Annotated in this window: 17 protein-coding genes; 6 read left to right on the plus strand and 11 right to left on the minus strand. The window is 61.1% G+C overall.

Features of this window, described 5'->3' with window-relative positions:
* Positions 1-76 precede the first annotated feature (76 nt).
* From PLU72_17905 to PLU72_17955, 11 genes are all read right to left on the minus strand, one after another.
* Positions 77-1,222 carry a hypothetical protein gene (locus tag PLU72_17905; protein ID HOT30056.1) on the minus strand — a complete coding sequence of 382 codons (1,146 nt, stop codon included), beginning with the start codon at positions 1,220-1,222 and terminating at the stop codon, positions 77-79.
* Positions 1,223-1,642: 420 nt separating this feature from the next.
* Positions 1,643-3,001, minus strand: coding sequence for a clostripain-related cysteine peptidase (locus PLU72_17910; GenBank protein ID HOT30057.1), 1,359 nt, complete (start codon positions 2,999-3,001; stop codon positions 1,643-1,645).
* A gap of 173 nt (positions 3,002-3,174) precedes the next feature.
* Complete coding sequence (locus PLU72_17915; GenBank protein HOT30058.1) at positions 3,175-4,527, minus strand: clostripain-related cysteine peptidase; 1,353 nt, start codon at positions 4,525-4,527, stop codon at positions 3,175-3,177.
* Positions 4,528-4,811: 284 nt separating this feature from the next.
* Entirely contained in the window at positions 4,812-7,628 is a 2,817-nt protein-coding gene (locus PLU72_17920) for an Hsp70 family protein (protein HOT30059.1), read from the minus strand.
* Between the two features lie 59 nt (positions 7,629-7,687).
* Positions 7,688-9,478 (minus strand): Hsp70 family protein, encoded by a 1,791-nt coding sequence (locus PLU72_17925; GenBank protein ID HOT30060.1) that lies wholly within the window; start codon positions 9,476-9,478, stop codon positions 7,688-7,690.
* A gap of 12 nt (positions 9,479-9,490) precedes the next feature.
* Positions 9,491-10,240 (minus strand): DUF2760 domain-containing protein, encoded by a 750-nt coding sequence (locus PLU72_17930; GenBank protein ID HOT30061.1) that lies wholly within the window; start codon positions 10,238-10,240, stop codon positions 9,491-9,493.
* A gap of 212 nt (positions 10,241-10,452) precedes the next feature.
* Positions 10,453-12,210: an aldehyde ferredoxin oxidoreductase N-terminal domain-containing protein gene (locus PLU72_17935; protein ID HOT30062.1), complete on the minus strand. Its 1,758-nt coding sequence runs from the start codon at positions 12,208-12,210 to the stop codon at positions 10,453-10,455.
* 3 nt (positions 12,211-12,213) lie between these two features.
* A complete protein-coding gene (locus tag PLU72_17940; protein ID HOT30063.1) occupies positions 12,214-12,630 on the minus strand; it encodes a 4Fe-4S dicluster domain-containing protein in 417 nt (138 codons plus the stop codon).
* 149 nt (positions 12,631-12,779) lie between these two features.
* The gene (locus PLU72_17945; GenBank protein ID HOT30064.1) at positions 12,780-13,493 is read right to left on the minus strand and encodes a YkgJ family cysteine cluster protein; all 714 of its coding nucleotides are present in this window, start codon (positions 13,491-13,493) and stop codon (positions 12,780-12,782) included.
* 54 nt (positions 13,494-13,547) lie between these two features.
* Entirely contained in the window at positions 13,548-13,811 is a 264-nt protein-coding gene (locus PLU72_17950; protein HOT30065.1) for an RNA-binding protein, read from the minus strand.
* Between the two features lie 174 nt (positions 13,812-13,985).
* Positions 13,986-14,297, minus strand: coding sequence for a hypothetical protein (locus PLU72_17955; GenBank protein HOT30066.1), 312 nt, complete (start codon positions 14,295-14,297; stop codon positions 13,986-13,988).
* 115 nt (positions 14,298-14,412) lie between these two features.
* On the opposite strand from PLU72_17955, the gene PLU72_17960 reads away from it, so the two are divergent.
* The 6 genes from PLU72_17960 to PLU72_17985 all read left to right on the plus strand — a co-directional run bounded on the left by PLU72_17960 (position 14,413) and on the right by PLU72_17985 (position 21,974).
* Complete coding sequence (locus PLU72_17960; protein ID HOT30067.1) at positions 14,413-15,987, plus strand: sigma 54-interacting transcriptional regulator; 1,575 nt, start codon at positions 14,413-14,415, stop codon at positions 15,985-15,987.
* A 297-nt stretch (positions 15,988-16,284) separates the two neighbouring features.
* Positions 16,285-16,674, plus strand: a complete 390-nt coding sequence (locus PLU72_17965; GenBank protein ID HOT30068.1) for a hypothetical protein — start codon at positions 16,285-16,287, stop codon at positions 16,672-16,674.
* Between the two features lie 18 nt (positions 16,675-16,692).
* Positions 16,693-18,954 carry an AAA family ATPase gene (locus tag PLU72_17970; protein ID HOT30069.1) on the plus strand — a complete coding sequence of 754 codons (2,262 nt, stop codon included), beginning with the start codon at positions 16,693-16,695 and terminating at the stop codon, positions 18,952-18,954.
* A 99-nt stretch (positions 18,955-19,053) separates the two neighbouring features.
* Complete coding sequence (locus tag PLU72_17975) at positions 19,054-19,347, plus strand: hypothetical protein (protein ID HOT30070.1); 294 nt, start codon at positions 19,054-19,056, stop codon at positions 19,345-19,347.
* A 103-nt stretch (positions 19,348-19,450) separates the two neighbouring features.
* Complete coding sequence (locus PLU72_17980; GenBank protein HOT30071.1) at positions 19,451-21,535, plus strand: hypothetical protein; 2,085 nt, start codon at positions 19,451-19,453, stop codon at positions 21,533-21,535.
* 184 nt (positions 21,536-21,719) lie between these two features.
* On the plus strand, positions 21,720-21,974 hold the full coding sequence (locus tag PLU72_17985; protein HOT30072.1) for a hypothetical protein: 255 nt from the start codon (positions 21,720-21,722) through the stop codon (positions 21,972-21,974).
* Positions 21,975-22,040: the final 66 nt, after the last annotated feature.

Consider the following 22,040-nt stretch of genomic DNA (forward strand, 5'->3'; position numbering starts at 1 on the left):
TATGCCTCGCCGGAACACATCTGAAACGCGAGCGCCCGCCGGCGTATCCGGCGGGCGCATGAATATGATACGATATTTATTTTCTGGCGGCGATCAGGCGCATCGGGATCTTTTTATCGGCGGGCCAGAGATTGATGCGCAGGATCTGTTTGCCGGGGGTGATGCATCCCGCGTGGCCGCCGAAAAAGCACGGGTCTTCTGCGGGAGCGATCAGTTCGAGGAGTTTCGCGCCGCCCAGTTCGCGCCACCGGCCTTCGAGAGTGATCTCGAGCCTGTTCGCAATGATCGTGACGGGAATACCTCCCTGTTTGCCCCCCGGCTTGCCGATCGTAAGCGTCTCGATCGGCTCGGCAAGGCGGATATCTTCAGGCGTCATCTCGACGCCGAGGATATCGAAGGTTCCGCACATATCAACAGGTATATTTTTGAATCGCTTCACCGGCGAGTGTCGACGCACGTAGGTTCGGAGCCCGGCCCAGGGGGCAATGGCCTCGTCGCCGCCGCGCGCCGGGAGCTTCCGCTTTGCGGCGGCCTTTTCGGCGTTCGAGATGTGTTCCGCATGATCGACGCGGACGAGATTGCGGCGGCCGCGGCTCCAGGAGGTGACGGTATCGTACGAGACGCCGCAGAAAATCGCGAACTCGGCCTGGGTCATTCCCCATGTGCTCATGAACCCGCGTATTCGCTCGACCGGCCACGGCTTCGGGAGCCAGCTGCCGTCGATGATCCGTTTCCGCCGGGCTATCGCGTGCGCGTTCGACAATTCACGTCGCCCTCGTTTGGGCTCCTTTTTTTTTGGAGAAGGACGTTTCGCAGCTTTCTTTCCCGCCGACTTTGATTTTTTCGCGGCGGCCTTCTTCGGGGCAGCCTTCTTCGGGGCGGCCTTCTTCGCGGCGGCTTTCTTCGGGGCCACCTTCTTCGGGGCCACCTTTTTGGCGACGACGCTCTTGAGTGCCAGTTTTTTCGAAGCCGCCGTTTTCGCGACGACCTTCTTCGTCGCCAGCTTGCCCCTGGAGGCTTTTTTCGGGGCGATCGCCTTCGCGGCGGGCTTTTTCGCGGGGGCCTTCGCGGGCGCCGCCTTCTTCGGGGCGGGAGCACCCTTCGTCAGGCTCTTCTTCGGAGCGGCCGCAGCCGGCTTCTTCGCTTTCGCCACGACGGTCTTCTTCGCAGACACGGCCTTGGCAGGGACGGAACCAGTTCGCTTCGGGGCTGTTTTGTTCATCTTCACGAGCTTCCTTTGGGTAGGATAAAAATATCCTATTACATGCATAAAAACCCGTCAAGAGAAAATACTGGACTCATCAATTTCCTGGTATGATTTCGTCCCTCGAGACAACCGCTTTCCGGCTCCAGTCGACCATACACGTATATATAACATTATAATATCGAGTCCTGCCTTCAGGAAAACTATCGGCCTGGGCTGCTGGATCGAAGAGCGAACGCTGAAAGCTATCGGCGTTCGCCCGTCACAAAACGACTTTTTTTGCCGCCTTCAAGAAATATATACACTGCTATTATATACCAGGGCCAGATACTCGCTTGTCTCGCCTGTTTCCAAACAACGCCTTCAACCTATTCGTATTCCGTCGAAAAACAAACCCCCGGGTTTCCCCGGGGGCCGTTGTCGAACGGTCGGTGAAACTTATTTGCTCTTCAGCTCGCTGACCAGGTTCTTCACGAGATCCTGCAGGGAAGCCGGAGCGTTCTTCTCGGCGAAGACCGAGAAGTTGAGCTTGGCGATCAGGTCGGCGGACACTTCGCGGTTGTTCTCGTTGGCGGTCCGGACATACTCCATCAGGCTGGAAATGTCGCCGTTCTCGATGTCAGCAACGATCTTCTTGGCGGTGGTCTTCTTGAAGAAATCCTGGACCATCTCGTCCCACATGGTGTCCTTGGCATACGCCAGTTCGAGGTAATCCTTGGAGAAACTGTAGGAGCTGGTCGGGAAGAACACGGCCAGGCCCTTGGCGTTCTTCATTGTGGCGCCGTTGGTGCCATTCGCAAGGACGACGTCGTTCAGGGCGGCTTCGAGCTTGTTCGCGGCGGTCAGGAACGCCTCGTCCTTGATGGTGGTCTTCAGGAGGGCGACGAGGTGAGGCATATCGATGTTGGTGCGATAGTAGAACTTCTGGACCTTGGCGAGGGCGTCCTTGAACTGGGGGCCGAAGGAGCCGGCGATCGAGGCCTTGGCGAAGCCGTTGATGGCGTCGATGGCGGCATCGAACTTGCTCATATCGAGAGCCGACTGGGTGGAGGCACTGTAACCCTGGCTGCCGTTATTATAGGAGGCGGTATAGGCGGCGACCCAGTTTTTGCAGAACTCGGCCGGGGTCGAATCCTTCTTGAGGGTGGCGAGGATACCGTCGTAGGGATAGCCGGCGCCCGGCTCGGTCTCTTCGGAGGCGACGAGATAATCGATGTCGCCCTTCATGGCGTAGGCCACTTCGACCATCTGCATGAGGCAGGCGTCGAAGGCGAAAATGTCGAGGTTGCGGCCGAGGGCGTTCTTGATGTCGGCAGTGACGAGGCTCAACTGGGCGGTCGTGATGTGGTTGCCGGTCGAATCGTCATAGGAGATGCCCTTCATGATGTTGTCACCGGGCTTGTTCTTCCAGCCGGAGCCGTGGTTCCAGACGATCAGCGCATAATGCTTCGCCGGATACTGGGCGATCATGTCCTTGGCGAACTGGGCGAGAAGCTTGTAATCGCCCATGTCGAGTTCGCCCATTTCCTTGATGGGGGTGACTTTGCCCTTCTCGATGTAGTTGAGAGTGGCGGGCCCCTTCTCGCGATCGATGAGGCTGACGATGTTGAGCCAGTCGTTCGAACCGATCTTGGCCATCTCGTCCTGGTCCTGGACGCCGAAGCTGTCCAGGTTATTGTCAGCGTTCAGGAAGACCATCCAGGTCCATTCCTTCTCGGCGCGGGGCGCTGCGCTGACGGGGGCAACACAAAAAGCCACAAAAAGGGCGACGGCCAGGATACTGATTACACGCTTCATCTCTTACTCCTTACTTATATACTTATACACCTTATACTCAGGGCCGGATTCTCTTATTATAGAAGCAGCAAGGTACCCTGTCAAGGCCCTGCTTTTTCTCTGAGGCAGTTTCCAAAGAGACAGGCGCCGACCGGAGCCGACGCCTGTTTTTTTATACCGTACCGTTTTCTATATCAGTTGTTCAGTTCGAGCACCAGGGCGGAGGCCTCGGACTTGAGGCTTTCCTCGAGGCCGCCCTCGCTGTGGAGGCGGAAGTTGAGTTCCTGGACGACGAACTTCTTCACGTCGGCGGAATCCTTCGAACCGGCAACATACCCGCGGAGAGCGGAAAGATCGCCGTTTTCGACGGAGGAGACGAGTTCGGCGGCCTTGCTCTTCTTGTAAAGGTCGGCGATCATGTCATCCCACAGGTTGGACTTGCAGAAGTCGAGCGCCGTGTACCCGTTTTCGGCGGAGAAGTCGGAGGGCAGATACACCGCGAGGCCCTTCGCATTCTTCATCGAGTAGCCATTGTTCCCGTTCGCGACGATCGCGGCGTTGCAGGCGGCGGTGACCTTGTCGCAGGCGGTCTTGATCGCTTCGTCCTTGATCGCACCCTTCAGGAGGGCGGCCAGATGGATCAGGTCGATATTCTCAGGATAGGAGAAGGACTGGACCTTCTGAAGCGCAGCTTTATACTCGGCGCTGTATTTCCCGCTCATTGTGGCTTTGGCGAGGCCGTTCATGGCGTCGAACACCGGGGTCATCGCCGCGACCTTGATCGCGGACTGGGTGCAGTCCTCGTTTCCCTGGCTGCCGCCGCTGTAGGACTTCACGAAGGTGTTGGTCCAGGTCTTGGCGAACGATTCGGCCGTCGAGGTCTTCGCGAGGGTGGCGAGAACGTCGTCATACGGAGTGCCCTTGCCGGGTTCGACCTCTTCGGAGGCGACGATGTAATCGACGGAGTCCTTGCACGCATAGACGACTTCGGCCATCTGCATGAGGCAGGCGTCGAAGTTCAGGATATCGACGTTATGTCCGATGACCTTCTTGATTTCGCGGAGAGCAACGGCCAGCTGATTGGTGGTGATATGGTTGTTGCTCGAGTCGTCATAGGAGATGCCGCGGGTGATCGGGCTCTGGTTGCCGAGCTTCCAGCCCGACCCGTGGTTCCACAGGGTGAAGACATAGCGTTTCGCCGGATAGTTGGCGACGACATACTTCGCAAACTCGATGAAGAGCTTGTAATCGCCCATGTCGAGCTCGCCCATGTCCTTGACCTTGGTGATTTTGCCCTTCTCGATGTAGTTGTAGCAGGCCGGTCCGCGTTCGCGGTCGATCAGGGTGACGATATTCAGCCAGTCATTGGAGCCGATTTTGGCCATTTCCTGCTGGTCTTCAACACCAAACGGGTCGAGGTTGTTGTCCGCATTCAAAAAAACGGCGATCGTCCATTCCTTCATCGCCGGAGCGGCATCAGCGGCCCAAAGAGGGGAGACCAGGGCTACCATGAGGGCAATGAGAACCATACGCGATACTCGGGTCATTCTGCTTCTCCTTGTCTTATCCACTACTCGATACTTATAAGGGAACCCGTTATCCCACCCCTACTCATGGGTGAAGATATTTTGATTCTACCAATCATCAAGGAAAGCCGCAAGAGTACATCAAAAAAAATTTTGTAGGCCCGTTCGTGCTGAGTCCTGTCGAAGCACGAGTGCTCTCGCCCTTCGACAAGCTCAGGGCGAACGGAAGGGATTCTCCAGCTCTCGTGAATCAGAGAAAGCCACCCGTTTTCTGGGGATGGTCCCGGATCGCGTGACGATGCCCGTCAGGCTTCCGAAACGTCTTGGGATTCCCCGCCGGAGTCGGAAACCCAGACGAACCCTGAAGGGAGGCGCTCGCCGCAGAATTCAGCCAGATCGTCGGCCTGGAGGACCTGAACTTCCAAAAGGGGCTGGAGGAAGGATTTTTTCCGATCGCCCGTCTTCAGTCGTTCGAGGATGCGCTTTCGCAGGGCGTCATCGACCTGGACCAGCCGATCTCCCGTTTTGCGGCCGAATTCCCGCAGGGCCCAGTCGGCATACGAAGAACCGGCCGGGGACGGGCCGCGCCGAAGCACCTGTTCGGCCCATTCGGAAACGGTGACGACGGGAACCAGCGCCGTCGGCGGAGCATACGACATGACACGGGCGCCGAATCGCCCCAGGGCATACAGGGCAATCTGGTCTCTCCCCCAGGTTCCGGGGGCCCGCAAGATCCATGTACCGATACGTATTTTTTCCTCGACGGGAATCCGCTCGCACTGGGCAAGCAGGCGCCAGATCTGGTTTCGTTCGTGCTGATCGGGAATGCGCTCCCCTTTTCCCGTTTTCTTCGACGGGAATAGCACCGCCTCGAGAGTCGCCGCCATTTCCGCCTGCCGCTCGGCAGTGAGACCGGGCGCAATGCGCTTCCACATGATCCACCATTCCGACCACAGGCCGGTGTTTTTCGACGTAGGCGGGCTTTTACGGAGTTCGAACAGACGGTCGACCCGTACCTCGTCACCGGGAGCTCCGAAGCCGGGTCTCAGGCAGTATCCGACCAGCCTCAACCAAGCCATGCGGGCGTCATCACCCGACAGAAACCGTTCGTCGCCGACGGAAAGATCGAAAAGGGTACGCAGCACCGCCGTATTCCAGTCTTCGCGGTGTATTCCGAGCACCTCTTCGAGCAGTTTGAACACCTGGTTGAACGCGGGCTTCTGGGGGGCGTTCGAAAACAGGCTGTCGAACAGTTTTTTCACCTGGCCGGTCTGCCGCTTCGTCAACCCCTTCGAGGCGGCCGCATCGGTCTCGACCTCTTCTTCGGGCGTCAGGTCGAACATCAGTTCCCGCCGAAACGCGCCGTCGCCGCACCCGCGGCAAACGACCTGCAACCGGCCCGTCTCGCGCAACGTGACGTCGAGGCCAACCTGCCGGATGCCGGTTTCACGTGAATCCGCGTTTTCCGTTTTCCAGCGAAGGGGCGGCAGAGGGGTCAGCCGCCGGGCGCTGTATTTCATGAGATCGCCGAGCGACTCGCCGCGCGGGGCGGAGGGGCTGAAATACGCGTAAAACGCGACATCCTGACCGACGTCGACCCCGAACGTCTTGCCAGCGATCGAGAACGGCCGTTCGACTTCCGAGCCTTTCGGAAGGAGGCAGAGAACCTGTTCGGGCACGTGTTTCTCCCCCCGCCCCGACTTGCCGGTTCCTATACCAAGATATATGGAAACGGGGCTTCCCGCTTTGATCCGGTGTCCGAGTCCCAGCCCGACCATTGAATAATATACGGCACCGGATGCAACAGCCAGCATCGGATGCGGGTTGTTCAACTCTTTGGGAGGCTCGCCGCCGCGCCACGAGGCCAGCACGTTCAGAATGCGCGTCCGAAGCGTCCGGGACAGCATCGTTCCGCCGTTGAACAGCACGGCGTCCGGCATGGCGCCGTGTTCGGCGAGGAACGCGGCGAGGTGTCGCGTAACGGCGGGATCGCGCGAATACGGCAGGCCCGCTTCCGAGAGGCCGATGCCGGCGTCCTCGGCCGGGCGTTCATCGAAGGCGACGACGGGGAAATACCCGTCGACGAGCATTTCGCGGAGTTCCGACAACGGCACCTCCAGGCTGAAGCTCTGAGCCACGACACGACTTCCGGCGCCGGATACCGTGAAGCGGGCCTTCTCCCCCTCGTCGCCGACGTCCCCGAGCGCGCGTTCCTTGACGGAACGGCTCTGGTCGAGCACCGACAACCACTGCTTCGCAACCAGCTTGCGACCCTTGTGATGGAACTTCGCCTCGACGGCTTTCGCGACGGCCAAATCGAGGTTGTCGCCGCCGATCAGCAGGTGCGGGCCGACGGCCAGACGGGAGAACTGCGGCTCGTCCGCTGCGTCGGGCCATTCGACGCCGATCAGGCTGAAATCTGTGGTGCCGCCGCCGATGTCGATGACGAGCGCCGTCTTCACGCCGCGCAGTTCGCGCTCGAGCGTCTTGGGGTGCCGCGCCAGGAAATCGTAGAACGCAGCCTGCGGCTCTTCCAAGAGCGTTTTCACCGGCAGGCCGGAGCGGGTGATCGCTTCGAGCGTCAGGTTGCGGGCGACGGGATCGAACGAGGCCGGGACGGTCACGATGATCTGCTGTTGTTCCAGGCGAAGATCGGGGTCGGAGGCCGCCATGGCGTGGTTCCAGGCGTCGGCGAGATGTCGCAGAAACGCCGCCGAGGCGTCGACCGGCGACAGCTTGTCGCGCACCAGTTCGCTCTGCCACGGCAGGATCGGCGAGAGGCGGTCGATACGGGGATGGCACAGCCAGGATTTGGCGCTGTGAACCAACCGGGCCGGCAGTTCGGCCCCCAGTTGCCGGGCGAACGCGCCGGCGATCGGCCCGGGGACGGCATTCCATGGAGGCGTTCCGTAGACGGCTGGATCATCGGGCAGGAAGAGCAGCGACGGCAGGGTCGGGCACCCGCTCGTCTGGCCTTTTTCCACGAACTGCGGGATCGGGAACGACTTGATCTCGCGCTTTTTCGCCTTCAGATCGAGATACGAAAGCGCGCACTGAGTCGTCCCCAGGTCGATCCCGACGAGAAACCGCGGCCCTCCGGCCGCCGCGCCCTTTTCGGCCATGTTTTGCTCCCCCGGCACGTCCGGACTCCGGGCATGCCTTCCGGTGCCACTCCGGAGTGCTATTTTATAGCATCACGTACGTTGAATTCGAGTTTCCACTTGTGATCGCCGGACTTTTCTCTGCACCAGACTTCGAGGGTGCCGATTTCGGTCACGGCGACCTGGAGCGTCACGTCGACGAGCGTGCCGGGCGCCATGCCGTCGCGCACGGGAAGCTCGGCGCGAAGCGAGCTGGTCTCCTCGATCTCCGGCGGCATTTCCTCGTGGAGCTGACCGACCTGGTCCTCGCGGCGGCAGTTGGACTTGAAGAATTTGAATTCGACGGGTTTTCCGACGACGAGGCCGAAGGTGCGGCCGGGAATCTCGGCCGTCGCGCCTTCCTCCATGCCCTGCGAAGCCACGCACAGTCCCTTGAGCGGCGGCTTGTAGCCCGGCACGGCGGGCAGCGCCGTCTCGACGCCGAGGTAGTAGGCCTGGGAGACGCCGCCCCGGATGCGGATGCCCTTTCCCTGGCGAGCCAGACCGAACGCGACCGCTCCGGCCGAGACCGCACCGCTCAGGTCGGCGCCCTCGAGAACCCGGATCGCAGGCTTCCCGTCGGCTTCGAGCCAGGTGTTGATGACTTCGACCAAGCGGCTCCGGAACCGTTCTGCCCGGAACACGCCGCCGTTGAACAGGATCGCCTTCGGGTGGCTGAAATCGCGCTCCCCGCCGCCCTGGCTCCTGAGGAATTTCGCCAGGTGCCGGGTGATCGCCGGGTCGGCCGCGTAGGCGAGGTGCAGCTCCTTGAAGCCGCTCGCCGGCTCTTCGTGCGGTTCTTCGTCCATCTTGCAGAACGGGAAGAAGCCGTCGACGAGGATGTTCTCGATCTCGTCGCGGTCGAGCGAGGTCTTGAGCGAGCCGCCCACGACGCTGCTGCCGCGGCCGGAGATGACGATCGGCTCGCTCTTGGCCCCGGGGTTGTTGAGCAGGTTCTCTTTCGCCTTGCGGCAGGCGTGGCTCAGGGCCATCGTTTGCCAGGTGTCGACTTTCTTCTTCGCGGCTTCGAGTTTCTGACGGGCCTGGAACGCCAGCGTCAGGTCCATGTTGTCGCCGCCGAGCAGGATGTGGTTTCCGACCGCGACGCGCTCGAGCTGCAGGTCGCCGTCCTTCTCGCTGACCTCGATGAGACTGAAGTCGGTGGTGCCGCCGCCCACGTCGACGACGAGCACGACATCGCCCTTCTTCACCTGCTCGCGCCAGGGCGCCTTGGTCTGGGAAATCCAGGCGTAGAAGGCGGCCTGCGGCTCTTCGAGCAGGGTCACTTCGGCGAGGCCGGCCTGTTTCGCCGCTTCGACGGTCAGGTCGCGCGCGGCGGCGTCGAACGAGGCGGGGATCGTCACGATCAGCTGCTGGTCTTCGAGTTTCGCCTTCGCGTTCTTCGCGTTCCAGGCATACCGCAGGTGCGTCAGAAACTCGCTCTGGGCCTCGAGCGGAGAGATTTTCTTCGCGCCCGCCGGGGCGTTCCATGGCAGGATCGCCTCTTTCCGGTCGATCCGCGGGTTGCACAGCCACGACTTGGCCGACGAGATCAGCCGGGCAGGCACTTCGGCGCCGCGTTCGCGGGCATACTCGCCGACGATGAACGGGCACTCGCGCTTCCAGGGCAGGGCCTGCTTCTCCTGGAGACGCTCGAACAGGAACGAAGGCAGCGACTCGCGCTCCTCGACCGCCCCTTGGGCGAATTCCTGCAGGATCGGGAACGTGCAGACATCCGGCTTGTCCGATTCGGAATCGGTCGTCGGGGCGTGCGCGATGACGATGTTGGTCGTGCCGAGATCGACACCTACGATGTTCTTAGCCTGGCTCACGCGGCTGCCTCCTCAGGAGATCTCGACTTCGGCCGGAGCGATCACGTCGCCGGTCCAGCCGGACACCAGCGAAGGAAGCTTGCACTCCTTCATCCTCCAGCCCCGATGCACGAGAACGCCGCTGTATGGGCCGGCGGGCGCGACGTTGCCGGTCAGCTTGATCGCGTTCGGGTCGACCTTCTCGCCCAGGCTCACCGTTTCCCCTTCGGGATCGTTCAGGACGTGCTCGATGATGAGCCGCTCATGCAGGATCTTGCGGCAGCCTTCGTGGATCGGCCGGATCGCGCCGCCCAGGCTCTCGTCGTCGACTTCGGAGATGTCTTCCATCAAAAAGTCAAGCAGCCGTCCCTCTTTCTGGAACAGCGCCAGAATCTGGTACGCGACGGCCGGAACCGCGGGTTCGGGCTGGGGAACTGCAACCGGCGCGGGTTCCGGCTTCGGCTCGGGCTTCGGTTCCGGTTTCGGCGCAGGGGCGGGTTCAGGTTTCAACTCTGCCTTCGCGGCCGGCTCTTCGGTTTTTTCGGGCTGCGGAGCCGGAGCGGCGGATGTGAACAGCTCGATCAGCGCCAGCAGGCCCGTCGCGACGAGGAAGATGCCGATCGCGATGCCGATCGGGGAGCCGCAGCAGCACTGCTGACCGCAGGATTTGAGCATCTCCTCGAGTTTCGCCGGTTCTTTCAGCAGGGGCGCCAGCCGGGCGCCTCCGTAGATGATCCCCGCCGTTCCGGCAAGGGAGAGCAGGGCAAGCAGTTTTCTGAACATTCGCCACCTCGGGCAGATGATTTTTTCACTCAGAACTGTAGAATATGCCGTCCTCTCATTCCCCTGTCAAGGGGTGGCGGGTTTCAAACCCGCCGTAAACGGAATTTCACGGCTGAAGCGCCACATTTTTTATAATTATTTATATATATCACACACGCGACGCAGGGGCGGGTTTGAAACCCGCCCCTGTGAGGATATGAGCGAAAGAATCGTTACGGCAGCTCGCGGATGTCGGCAGCGATCATCGCCTGGAAGGCTTCGAGCTGGGCCTTGTAGCGCTCCTCGGAAACGGCACCGGCGCTGGTCATGACGCGGGTGAGTTTCTCGGGCAGCGTGACATCCTCGAGGCGGAAGCCGCAGGCCATCTTGTATTTGAATTTCAACGCGTGGGAACGGCGCGCCAGAGTCATCAGCCGCTCTTCCGTCCAGCCCGTGATGTTCAGAGCGTTCAGGCCTTCGAGGATGATCTCCTTCGTGTAAACGTTGCGCGCGAACAGGCAGATGACGAGCGAGTTCAGCACGTGGCGCCAGACGGCCTCCTGGTAGAGCTCCTTCGTCTGCTCCTCGTCGGATTTCGGTTTGGCGAGCCCCTTCTGGTCGATCGAGTAGCCGGCCCCGTCGAGATGCGAGTGGCGCACGCCGGTCGCGTAGCCGAGGAAGGCGTACGTGCCGGTCATGTAGCCAGCGGCTTCGACTTTTCCGAACGCGATCGAGCGATCGAGGCCGCCGTATTTGCGGGCGCAGAAGTCGGAGCCGCGTTCCAGATCCCGGTAGAATTCGCTGTGTCCGGAGATGATGCGGGCCATCACCTTCTCGTAGGTCGCCGCATCGCCGAAGTTCAGAACGAGGTTGTCGGTTTCCTTCTGGCCGATGATGCCCTTCTGGTAGGCGTCGACCGCCCAGGCGAGGGTGACGCCCATGCTGATCGCGTCCCAGCCCTGTTTTTCGATGATGATCAGCAGACGAAGCACCTCTTCGGTGCTCTGGACCGACAAGTTTGAGCCGAGCGCGTAGACCAGCTCGTGGTCGTAGGAGACCTTGAACGACTTGTACTGGTAATGTTCAGGGTCGAACAACTCGCGCAGGGAGGCCATGTGAATGCAGCCGACCTGGCAGTGGGCGCAGGCGATCTGCTGGCTGAGGTGCTTTTCGGCGAACTTCTCGCCGGCGATGTTTGCGGCGCCCTCGAAGAAGCCCTGGCTGAAGTTGCGCGTCGGCAGGCCGTTGATGCGGCTGAGCGGCACGACGTTCATCGCGGTGCCGAGGTCGTGGTATTTCTGCATGGCGGTCGATTTCACGACCGTATCATAGAGCTTTTTATAGAACGAATTGAACGCCGGCAGGTTTTCGATGGGCCAGGAGTGACCGCCCGAGATGACGATGCCCTTGAGGTTCTTGGCGCCCATGACCGCGCCAAGACCCATGCGGCCGAAGTGACGCGACGAGTCGACGGTGACATCCGCGATCGGGGAAAGGCGTTCCCCCGCCGGCCCGATGCGAACGATCGACTTCTTGTGCGTCGTATCCTCGCGGTCGCGCAGAATGCGTTCGGCGGCGAGGGAGGAGGTGTTGCGGAGCGAGTTCGCCTGTTTCACGACGGCCTTCTCGTCGTTGATCGTCAGATACGAGAAGTTCGGCGCTCTGCCGGTGATACGAAGCACGTGGATGCCGGCCCCGAACATGGCCATCGCAAGCCGGCCTCCTGCGTGCGATTCGCCAAGGTTCCCCGTGAGGGGCGATTTGAACACGGCCACCGTCTTGGTGCAAACGGGGAAAACGGTGCTGAAGGGCCCGATCGCGAAGATGATCGGCGCGGCCGGGTCGAACGGGTCGATCGCGGGGTCGCTTTCCGCCAGCAGGCTCATCGCCACGCCGGTCCCGCCCAGCCAAGCCTCGAAACGATCGGTGACGTCGACGACCGTCGCCGTGCCGTCGGTGAGGTTCACGTCCATCATGCGGAATTTCGGCATATGTCAGGCCTCCCGGGGGGTCTCGACCATCGCGATGACGTCGCGCGGGCAAAACTGCGTGCAGACGCCGCAGTGGTGGCAGACAAGCGGCAGGCGCTTCTCGGTGTCCCACTGGAGCGCCTTGAAGGCGCAGGCCTGAACGCAGGCGCCGCAGTTGATGCACTTCGAGGCGTCGAGCTGAACGCCGCCGAACTTGCGCCTCGTCAGAGCCGCGGTCGGGCAGGCGGATGCACAGTCGGGAATATCGCAGCCGACGCAGGGGCGAACCGAGAACGCCCCTTCCACGCCGGCGTAATTGCGGATTCTGATCGCCGATTTTTCGACGGTGATCGCCTTCGCCCAGGTGCGGCTGCAGGAATACATACAGCTATAGCATCCGATACATTGTTCACGGTTTATAACTCGCAGGAGTTTTGCCATAACGCCTTTTCCCTCTCCCCTTCCGTCGTCACATCCGTCCGTTGCGCGTGGGGCGGGGTTCAAACCCGCCCCTACAGACGCATATCGTCACATCTGTCCGTTGTCCGGGGGCGCGGTTCAATCCCGCCCCGGCAGACACACGGGATACATCATATCACACGCGCCGGGGGTTTCCACAACGCCGTCAGGGGAGTGGATGCGGGCACCAGGATCTTCTCGTAGATCTCGAGGGCCTTTTTCGGCCCGAGCGCATGGCGGAACAGCCAGAACTCGAAGGGGAAGAACGCCACCGGCGGTTCCCCCGGCCGCACCTCGTGACTCTCGGAGACGTCATGGATGCGGGCCATCATCGACTCGACAGCCGCGTCGGCCGGGCATGTTTCGCCATCGAGTTCGCGGACCCGTTTGCAGTCGCGGTGCCCGTCGTCGTGTTTCATGCCGAACAGGCGGCAGGCGAAGGAGCGGACGGGATGGACGACGCAGACGCGCGCCGTGTCGTCGCGGAACGAGCAGCGCAGGCGCTTTTCACCGTTCCCGAGCTCGGCCAGCCGCAGGTCGATGCGCAGGGCCGAAACGATCAATTCTCGGACGCGCGCCGGCGGAAACCGCGTCAGCAGGTCGCGCACGATCCGGTGATACTCGAGCGAGAAAATCGAAACCGCGTTGCAGCAGGCGCCGCAGTTGTCGCACGTCGTTTTCGGCAGCTCGCCATGCAGTTTTTCGAGCAACGGCAGCCCGAACGTCCCGTATTCCGCCGACGCCGTGAGCACCCGCCGCACGTAGGCATCCGCATGCGCCTCGACATCCCGCATCAGCCTGCCGAGCAGCTCAGCATCGACCGCAACCCCGTCCGTTCGCTTCATAAAAGGCAGCAAAAAGCCGGAGACGGGGTTCGCCTCCGGCCTTGGAAAAAACGCTTAGATGCGCTCGCCGCCCTGGGTCTTGGCCAGGCTGACGGTGAGGGGCCGACCGTCCATCTGCTGGTTGTTCTTGCCCTGGATGGAAGCTTCGGCGGAAGCCTGATCCGAGAACTCGACGAAGCCATATCCACGGGAGCGGCCGGTGTGCTTGTCGGTCACGACGCGAGCGGACTCAACGTTTCCGTAGGGGGAAAACTCGGTCTTGAGCTTCGCATCGTCGCAAGAGAAGGGCAGATTACCAACGAAAACCTTAACGGACATGTGATTCCTCCAGGACCAAATCTATCTCCGACGGACCGGCAGACCGACCCCAATGTCGGAGCACTTCTGTATGATATTGTCTCGCACAATTCAGAGAAATGCAAGTCACACCAGAGATCCGCTCCAGACAAGGTTTAGAGGGTAGACGGCGCCTTCATCTTTATTCCCCCCGCATCATTTTGCATCACCGACCCGATTCGATAACAGCCGTTCGAGTTTGTCCAGTCGTTCGAACAATTCCTGCCAGGTTCCGGAGCGCATCCGGTGCTGGGCGTCCTGGCGCTGCATCCAGTGCCACTTGTCCATCAGGTAGCCGATGGTCAGCAGGAATAGCACGATCAGCGGCGGCAGAAACAGGGCCGGGTAGATGGCCCGGCAGCCGAAGTATTTTCCGATGGTCGGCGCCAGCGCCGACGAGAGCATCACCATATTGATCGCCTGTCCGCACAGCCCCCACCCCATCTGAAGTCGCAACCACCAGCGCATATCCAGCCTCCGATCACTCGTCAGAAGTGCGCGTCGCAGTTTTCCGCCGGGCGACGCGGTTTGCATGAACGGTCGATACCACGATATCATCCCACCATTGCGGGGGTGAAGAGACATGGCTCGGAAAGAACGACTGCTTGCGCTTTCGCCGCATCCGGAAGGAATGACGGCGGCGACTCTGATCTGGAAACCCGAGGACAGGATCCAGATCGCCGGCGCGTGGGAAATCAACCGGAAGCTGCGCGAATGGGCGAAACAGCCGCCGGCGGACGAGATCGTCGTCTTTCTCAAGAACATCGCGGCGACCGACGAGACCCGGAAGCTTCTCACGGCCCTTTCCTCGACGACGAAACTGACCTGGATCGGCACGCAATGGCCCGATCTACTCTCGCCTGCATTTTTCAACCGGCTCGGCATCACCCACCAGACCGGCCCCGACCTGATCACCGCGACCTGCGCCGCGTTCGCTCCCGACGCTGGCTTCCAGGATCTTATCGCGGCCTACCACGAGCGCAGCGAAGAATTGTTTTCGGTATTGAATTATCTGACCGACCGATGCTTGATGCAGTTCGGCAACACCGACCTGATGACGGAAACGCTCCGCTCCATCCGGGCGCTGAAGGGAAAACCCGTCCGGATCGACTCGTTTCCCGAGCCCGTCAGGAACGCCGTCGCCCAGTTCAACAACGCCGACTTCCCGTATATCGAGGGAAAATCCGAGGCGATCCTGCATCTCAAGGAAGAGATCGCCGAGATCGGCCCGGCCGACATCACGACCCTGATCCTCGGGGAAACCGGCTCCGGCAAGGAGGCGGTCGCTTTTTTCCTGCACGACTTCAGCCCGCGGCGCGGCCGGCCCTTCGTCGCCCTGAACTGCGCCGGTCTCGACGAGCATTTCCTGCGCTCGGAACTGTTCGGCCACGAGCGAGGCTCGTTCACGGGCGCGACGGAACGCAGGACCGGCCTCGTCGAGGAAGCCGAGGGCGGCACCCTGTTCCTGGACGAGATCACCGAGATGCCCCCGGCCATCCAGGCGGACCTCCTGCGGTTCCTGCAGACCCGCACCTACCGCCGGTTCGGCTCGACGAAGGAGCAGAAGGCCGACATCCGGATCATCGCGGCCGGCCAGCCCGAGCTGAAAACGGCGCTCGCGAACGGCTCCTTCCGCAAGGACCTGTATTTCCGCATCGCCGACATCGAGCTCGTGACGCCGGCGTTGAGAGAGGTTCCCGAAGACATCTTCCGGGTCATCCGGCACGTGGTCTACCGGAACTACGTCCGTCGAAATATGAACATCGATATAGAAACCGAGCTCGCCTATTTCGAGTCGGGCCGACAGGTTCTCGAAGCCTACACGTGGCCCGGGAATTTCCGGGAACTCGTTTCCCTGGTCAACCTCCGGCTCAGGCTCGGCCGAGACGTCATCGAGACCGTTCGCACCCGTTCCCTGGCCCCGCTCTCCTGCGGAGCCTATGCGCCGCCGGCGCCCGCCCCGCACCCGGCCGTTTCCGGCGACGGACTCGAGCTGGCCATGGACGGCCTCGTGAACGCGCTCGACGAGATCGTTCCCGCCGACGACGTCGAACGTCTTTACGCAAAGGCCGTGAAACGGCGCTGGAACACGCTTTCGTTCCGGGAGCTCGCCCGACGTCTGAACCTGGCCGAGAATACCCTCCGCAAGCGCATCTGAGTCTTCCTGTTGCCTCCTGCCGAACGAATGGCATCGAGGATGTGAGCATTTTGATTGGCTTCGCAGCGGCGTCTTCGACGGCGATGCGATCGCGTCATTTTCTGACGTGGTCACTCACAATTTGATCTTTTCGACCACCCGTTCCGCCCCCCAGAAGCGCACCCGTTTCTCTGAATATCCCCTTCAGATCAGCATTTGCGCAATTTTCACATCGTTGGTACGGGCATTGCGATAGTGAGGGTGGCGCCTCCGCGAATGACGACGGTAGGGCCGACATCACGGACAGGGGGCAACGCGATGGCCGTCACGCTGGAGTTCATCAACATCCTCGTTCCCTTCTCGGCGATCGAGCGGGTGTATCCGGGCGGTGCAAGGCGGTTCCGCGAGGAGTTCTCCGAACACCCCGGCGTCTGGTGGGACCGGCATCTCTTCCGGTGCGGATCGATGAACTCGATCGACCTCCTGCTCTGGCTGGACGAACTCGAAAGCTTCGGCCTGAAGCGGTTCAAGTCCATGTACGGCTCGCGGGCCATCGGCGACATCGCTCTCGCGACGCTCGAGTTCGGCATCGAAGGCGAGTGCGACTGGCTCGACATCGACACGGTCCGCGGCATCGCCTGGTTTTCGGGAACCGAACCGGGCCAGGTCGCCGGCCCGGCGGCGCCGTTTCTGCACGAAACCGACTGACGAACAGGAGGCAATCACATGGCCCGATTATTATCGTGGGGACGCATCGCAAAGAGCAAAGCACATTCCGATCGCGGGGCGCAATGTCTCGTTCTGAAGGCAATTCTCACCTACATATCCCGCTGTTCCCGGGCGATGAATCAGCGGGTCTTCGATGCGCTGTTCGAACTCGTTCCCGAAGACCGGCAAAAATGTATATTTAATGATATACATTTACGGATGCAGAAGTTCAAAAAGCGTTATTTCGACCATCATCGAATGAAGGGAATCTTCGCAAATCCGATCGATACGGACGATCTGGCATATGCGGCAATCAAGGTGAAGAAGATCCGCACCATCGTCGTTTCGATTCTGGTAAGCACCTTCAAACTTCACCTCTCCTCTCTGCTGAAGGGCGACTGCATGCCGGAAACGGTGTTCGTGAAACGCCTCGACGACTTGTCACGCCTGTTCGATCTCACCGTGGTGGAACGCGATCTCCTCGCCGTGATGATCCTCCGGAGGCAACAGGAACAACTGGACACCCTCTTCGACAATGTCCCGTCCGTGTCGAACGCTCAACGCCTCCTGAAATACAAGACATTTGTCCCTCATCCGGATTATCTCTCCCGCAAGGCGCTCGGCCCGGACGGCACGCTACGGAGGCTCGGATTCGTCGACTCCGACGGCGACGTCAGCATCGAGATCTCCGAGTTCATCGACGGACTGCGCTCAACGCCTCTCACCGACATCTATTTTTCCAGGTTCGAAGGATCGGCGCTTCCTCTCGATCGTCTGATGATCAGGCCAGAAGACATCGAAACGATACGATCGCTCCTGAAGAACCGCCGGGCCGGCCAGGGCATCAACATCCTGCTCGCCGGGCCGCCTGGAACGGGCAAAACCGAGACGGTGCGCGCCCTTTCGAAACAGTTCGGCCTCGACCTGTTCGAGATCCGCTCCTCGCCGAACCTCGGGGAGGTCAAGTCCCGAGAAGCGGGCGGAACGACGTTCCGGATGCGGGCTCTGTATGCCTGTCGCCACGGCTTCGGCAAGGATTCCCGGACCGCCATCCTGATCGACGAGGCGGACGAACTTCTCGGCAGCGGGGTCGGCAGTTTTCTGCAGATGCTCGGCATCGATACGCCGAAGGCCGGCAAGGCGCAGCTCAACGAGGCCCTCGACTCGGCGACCTGCGTCCAGTTCTGGATCGCCAACAGCCTCCAGGGGATGGATTCATCCACCCGCCGCCGTTTCGCGTTCGCCATCCAGTATCAACGGACCACCTCGACGGATCGCCTGAAGATCTGGGAAACGGCCGTCGAGCGCCACGGGCTCGCCCGGCTGGTGCTGCCGGAAGACCGGAAACGGTTTTCCGCCCGGTATGATATCGACGCGGGCGGCATCGATTCGGCGCTGCGCCACTCGGCCAACCTCGCGCGGCGGGGCGGCGGCCGGAAACTGCTGATCGGGCAGATCGACCGCCTGCTCGCCTCCCAGACCCTGTTCACGGGTAAAAAAGCCGCCCCGGCTCTCGAACATCTCCACACCTCGGAGCATGTCGATCTCGCCGAGTTGACGATCGCCCCCAGGGGCGATCTCGAGCGCGTCCTCGAGATCGTTTCGAGCGGCAGGCTCAAGCCCGGCGACGGCCGCCCGCGGGCGATGTCGATCCTGCTCGAGGGGCCGCCCGGCACGGGCAAGACGCATTTCGCCCGGCACGTCGCCGACGTCCTGAAGGCGCCCCTGCACGTGAAGACCGCCTCGCACATCCTCAACATGTACGTCGGGCAGACCGAACAGCGGATCCGCGAGGCGTTCGAGGCGGCCGAGCGCGAAGATGCGGTGCTCTTCTTCGACGAGATCGACGGACTGCTGGGCGGCCGCGAGCGCTCGCATCACAGCTGGGAAGTAACCCAGGTGAACGAACTGCTGTCCGCGCTCGAAGCCTTCCGGGGCGTCTTCATCGCCGCGACCAACCACGCCGCCCTCCTGGACAAAGCGGCACGGCGCCGGTTCCAGTTCTCGCTCTCGTTCGGCCCTCTCGCGCAGGCGGCGGTGCTCAGCTTCTACCGCCGGTTCCTCGCTCCCCTCTGCGGAAAACCGCCGGCAAAGCGCGTCATTGACACGCTGAGCGGCATGGCGGGGCTCGTTCCGAGCGACTTCGCCTGCACGCGGGACCGCTTCGCCCTCCAGCCCGACGCCAGGCCGTCCCACGAGGAACTCCTCGCCGTCCTGGACGACGTCCGGCGCAACCGCCTGCCGTCCGTCACGAGGTCGATCGGATTCCACGCCGCCTGATCCGCATCCGCACAGGGTCTGTCACCGTTCATGGGCCATGTCCGGCTCAACGATAGTCGATTTTATATCTATATATATTATATCATTGGAGATTCCGTCATGAGCATACAGGGTGTCGTCAAGAGATACGCGCTGATCATCGAGAAGGTGTCGCAGTGCCGTTTTCCCTCGCTGGAACAGATTCATCACTTCCTGCACGCGCACGGGTTCGAGATATCGAGACGGACTCTCCAGCGCGATATGGCGCGCATCTCCCTCGAGTTCGGCATTACGGTCCAGTATGACCGGACGCACCACGGCTACGTCCTCACCCGCGATGACGGCATCAACCCGGATATTCTCATCCGCTTCCTCGCCGCCGTCGGCCAGGGCCGTCCGAGCCATCCGGCGTGAGCCCCCCCCGCAGATCCTTTTCAACGCACGATCTTTCGACGACGACATCTCCTGTCGCAGACAGGGGAATATACATTGAACAAAGCAAAACGGAGAAAACACCATGATGTTCACGAACAGACAGACAACCGAAGAAATCGCCCGACGCCGGGAGATGCTCGAAACGGCCCGCCAGACCTTGCATGCGGAGTTCATCGGCGTCGCTGACACCATCGACGTCATCATCCGGGACATCAGTCCCTGGTTCCTCTTCCCGGATCTTCTCTCGAGGCCCACCGTCATCAACCTCTGGGGCATGACCGGGGTCGGCAAGACCTCACTGGTGAACAGGCTCGTCGAACTGATCGGCTTTCAGCGGCAGTATTTCAGATTCGACCTGGGCGACAAGAGCAGTTCGCTTTCGTTTCACGATTCTTACGCGACCCTGGCCGGCCGGAGCGAAGAGCTTCCGATGATCGTCGCCTTCGACGAGGTTCATCACGCCCGCAGTCTCGATGGATTCGGAAACGAAGAGTCGGATGACAGAAACCGGCCGATGTGGGAACTGCTCGACTCGGGCACCGTTCGCAGCATCGAATGGTGTCGGAACTACTTCAACAGCTGGGGAGACCTTGCCGACAAGCTCGAGGATCTTCTTGCAAAAGGGGTCCGCATCGAAAATGGGGAATTCGTGACCGGGCTCAGACAGGCAGAGCAGGAACTCAACCGGAATTTCAAGCGGGAAAAAAGTCGCCTGTTCATCCAGGAAGACGCTTTCGATGCAATCCTGAGAAAAGCCGGCAAAGACCTCGGGATCACGCTGAAATGCGACCTGGAAAAACACCTGCGGACATTGTCCGGACGGGAAGCCCCTCAGTTCATTCGCCTGGTCGACGCCCATTCGATTCACACCGTCGTGAAAAAGTTTCAGCATCTGCTCATCTTCGTCATGGGAAACCTCGACGAGGTGTTCACGATGAGCGGAGATTTTTCCGCGGATCGCGACGCCGATCTGTTCTACCGTCTCTCGCTCGACATCACGATTCCCCAGGTGAAGAATGCGCTGAAACGACGCTTCCGCAGTGAACAGATCGCACGGCTGGGCAACACGCACATCATCTTCCCCGCGGTTCGAAGGGAGTCCTTCGAACGCGTCATCGCCAAGGAACTCGAGAGCATCAGCCATCACGTGTCGGAACGGTTCGACATCACCCTGGAATTCGACGAATCGGTCCACCGCCTCGTCTATGATGAAGGCGTGTATCCGACCCAGGGCTACCGGCCGCTTTTTTCGACGGTGCATCAACTGCTGAAGGGAAACATCGGCACGTTCCTTTCCGACGCCCTCGCCAGCCCGGTGCCCGTCACGAGGATGTTCCTGTTTGTCGAAGGGAAGCAACTCGTCGCGGTCTTCAGCGACGCAGCCGGAAGCGAGATGACGAAGAGTCTCGAACTGGCTCTGCCGCTGACCGATCTGCGCCAGTGCACGCTGGACGATCGCCAGGCCGTCACCGCCGTTCACGAGAGCGGCCACGCCGTCATCCAGATGGTTCTGGCTCATATAATACCAAATGCTATTCACTCCGTGACGAGCGACCATGACAACAACGGATTCATGACGAGAGAGGGAAACTCTCCGCCCACGACCCGACAGATCGCCCTGAGCGAAGCGGCGGTTTTGCTCGGGGGATTCGCCGCTGAGAAGCTGGTCTTCGGCAGTTCAGGCGTCACCGGTGGGTCGGCGTCCGATATGGCGAGAGCAACGGAACTCGTCTGCCGCGTGATCAAACACTGCGGCATGGGTTCCCGGCAGATGTTCATCGAGAGCTGGACGCACAATGACGAGAAGGCCGTTCACGTGACGGAGGTCGAGCAGGAGATCGCCGACGTCCTGAAGGAGGCCCTCGACCTGGCCGAGAAGACCTTGAAATCCGAATGGCGGCTTTTGCTGGAGCTGGCCGATTTCCTCTCGGATCACCGTGTCATCGAGCAGGACGCGATCCGTTCCATGTGCCGGGCCTACTCCACCACCGGCCTGCCAGACTCGATTTCGGCTGGCGTCGCAGAAACGGGCCAACGCCGTCGCCTGAAACAGATCGTCGCCGACCTCGACACCGACGCCGCCGATTCCCCGCCCTGGCCGCCCAGCCTCGAAAAGCGCCTGAGGCCCTCCCCGCCCCCCGACCTCCCCCTCGCCGCCGGAGGCTGACGGGAGATGAAAGGGCTTCTCTCCCTCCTGATCCCATCGCGAGCGGGCGGCCATGTCGCCCCCGTTTCGCGTATATCAGGGGTTTTGCCCGTATGTCGAATCCAGCCGGTCATGCGTGTCGTCAACCCGACCAAGGCTGCCAAAACAGCTCCGGCGGGATCGACATTTTCCGAGATACTGGATCTTGTTCTCAAGAATTCCGCACCACGCAACGGCCCAGTTATATAGTTATTACGATAGTATAATAATGCAAAAGGGCGACAAGCACCTTCTCGACAGTTTCATCGCGCATTTCACGCGTGCCGTCAACCGGGAGATCGAGGTCATGCGGGAGCGGATGCGGGCTTTCGAAATCCAACTTGATGACGGACAGAGGGTCGAGGGAAACATCACCTCCTACTACTCGTCTCATATGTTAGGCAACAGCTATCACGAGTAAAATATAATTCATCCAGACCGACAAGGCACAGCCGTTCGCCCTGAGCTTGTCGAAGGGCGAGTGCAT

This window comes from Candidatus Ozemobacteraceae bacterium (genome assembly GCA_035373905.1).
GTDB lineage: Bacteria > Muiribacteriota > Ozemobacteria > Ozemobacterales > Ozemobacteraceae > MWAR01.

Excerpts from the sequence above, each read along its gene's own strand:
- PLU72_17980 (HOT30071.1), top strand. The coding sequence starts at position 19,451 with ATGATGTTCACGAACAGACAGACAACCGAAGAAATCGCCCGACGCCGG.
- PLU72_17910 (HOT30057.1), bottom strand. The coding sequence starts at position 3,001 with ATGAAGCGTGTAATCAGTATCCTGGCCGTCGCCCTTTTTGTGGCTTTT.
- PLU72_17965 (HOT30068.1), top strand. The coding sequence starts at position 16,285 with ATGGCCGTCACGCTGGAGTTCATCAACATCCTCGTTCCCTTCTCGGCG.
- PLU72_17940 (HOT30063.1), bottom strand. The coding sequence starts at position 12,630 with ATGGCAAAACTCCTGCGAGTTATAAACCGTGAACAATGTATCGGATGC.
- PLU72_17905 (HOT30056.1), bottom strand. The coding sequence starts at position 1,222 with ATGAACAAAACAGCCCCGAAGCGAACTGGTTCCGTCCCTGCCAAGGCC.
- PLU72_17975 (HOT30070.1), top strand. The coding sequence starts at position 19,054 with ATGAGCATACAGGGTGTCGTCAAGAGATACGCGCTGATCATCGAGAAG.
- PLU72_17945 (HOT30064.1), bottom strand. The coding sequence starts at position 13,493 with ATGAAGCGAACGGACGGGGTTGCGGTCGATGCTGAGCTGCTCGGCAGG.
- PLU72_17960 (HOT30067.1), top strand. The coding sequence starts at position 14,413 with ATGGCTCGGAAAGAACGACTGCTTGCGCTTTCGCCGCATCCGGAAGGA.
- PLU72_17955 (HOT30066.1), bottom strand. The coding sequence starts at position 14,297 with ATGCGCTGGTGGTTGCGACTTCAGATGGGGTGGGGGCTGTGCGGACAG.
- PLU72_17920 (HOT30059.1), bottom strand. The coding sequence starts at position 7,628 with ATGGCCGAAAAGGGCGCGGCGGCCGGAGGGCCGCGGTTTCTCGTCGGG.
- PLU72_17915 (HOT30058.1), bottom strand. The coding sequence starts at position 4,527 with ATGACCCGAGTATCGCGTATGGTTCTCATTGCCCTCATGGTAGCCCTG.
- PLU72_17970 (HOT30069.1), top strand. The coding sequence starts at position 16,693 with ATGGCCCGATTATTATCGTGGGGACGCATCGCAAAGAGCAAAGCACAT.
- PLU72_17930 (HOT30061.1), bottom strand. The coding sequence starts at position 10,240 with ATGTTCAGAAAACTGCTTGCCCTGCTCTCCCTTGCCGGAACGGCGGGG.
- PLU72_17950 (HOT30065.1), bottom strand. The coding sequence starts at position 13,811 with ATGTCCGTTAAGGTTTTCGTTGGTAATCTGCCCTTCTCTTGCGACGAT.
- PLU72_17935 (HOT30062.1), bottom strand. The coding sequence starts at position 12,210 with ATGCCGAAATTCCGCATGATGGACGTGAACCTCACCGACGGCACGGCG.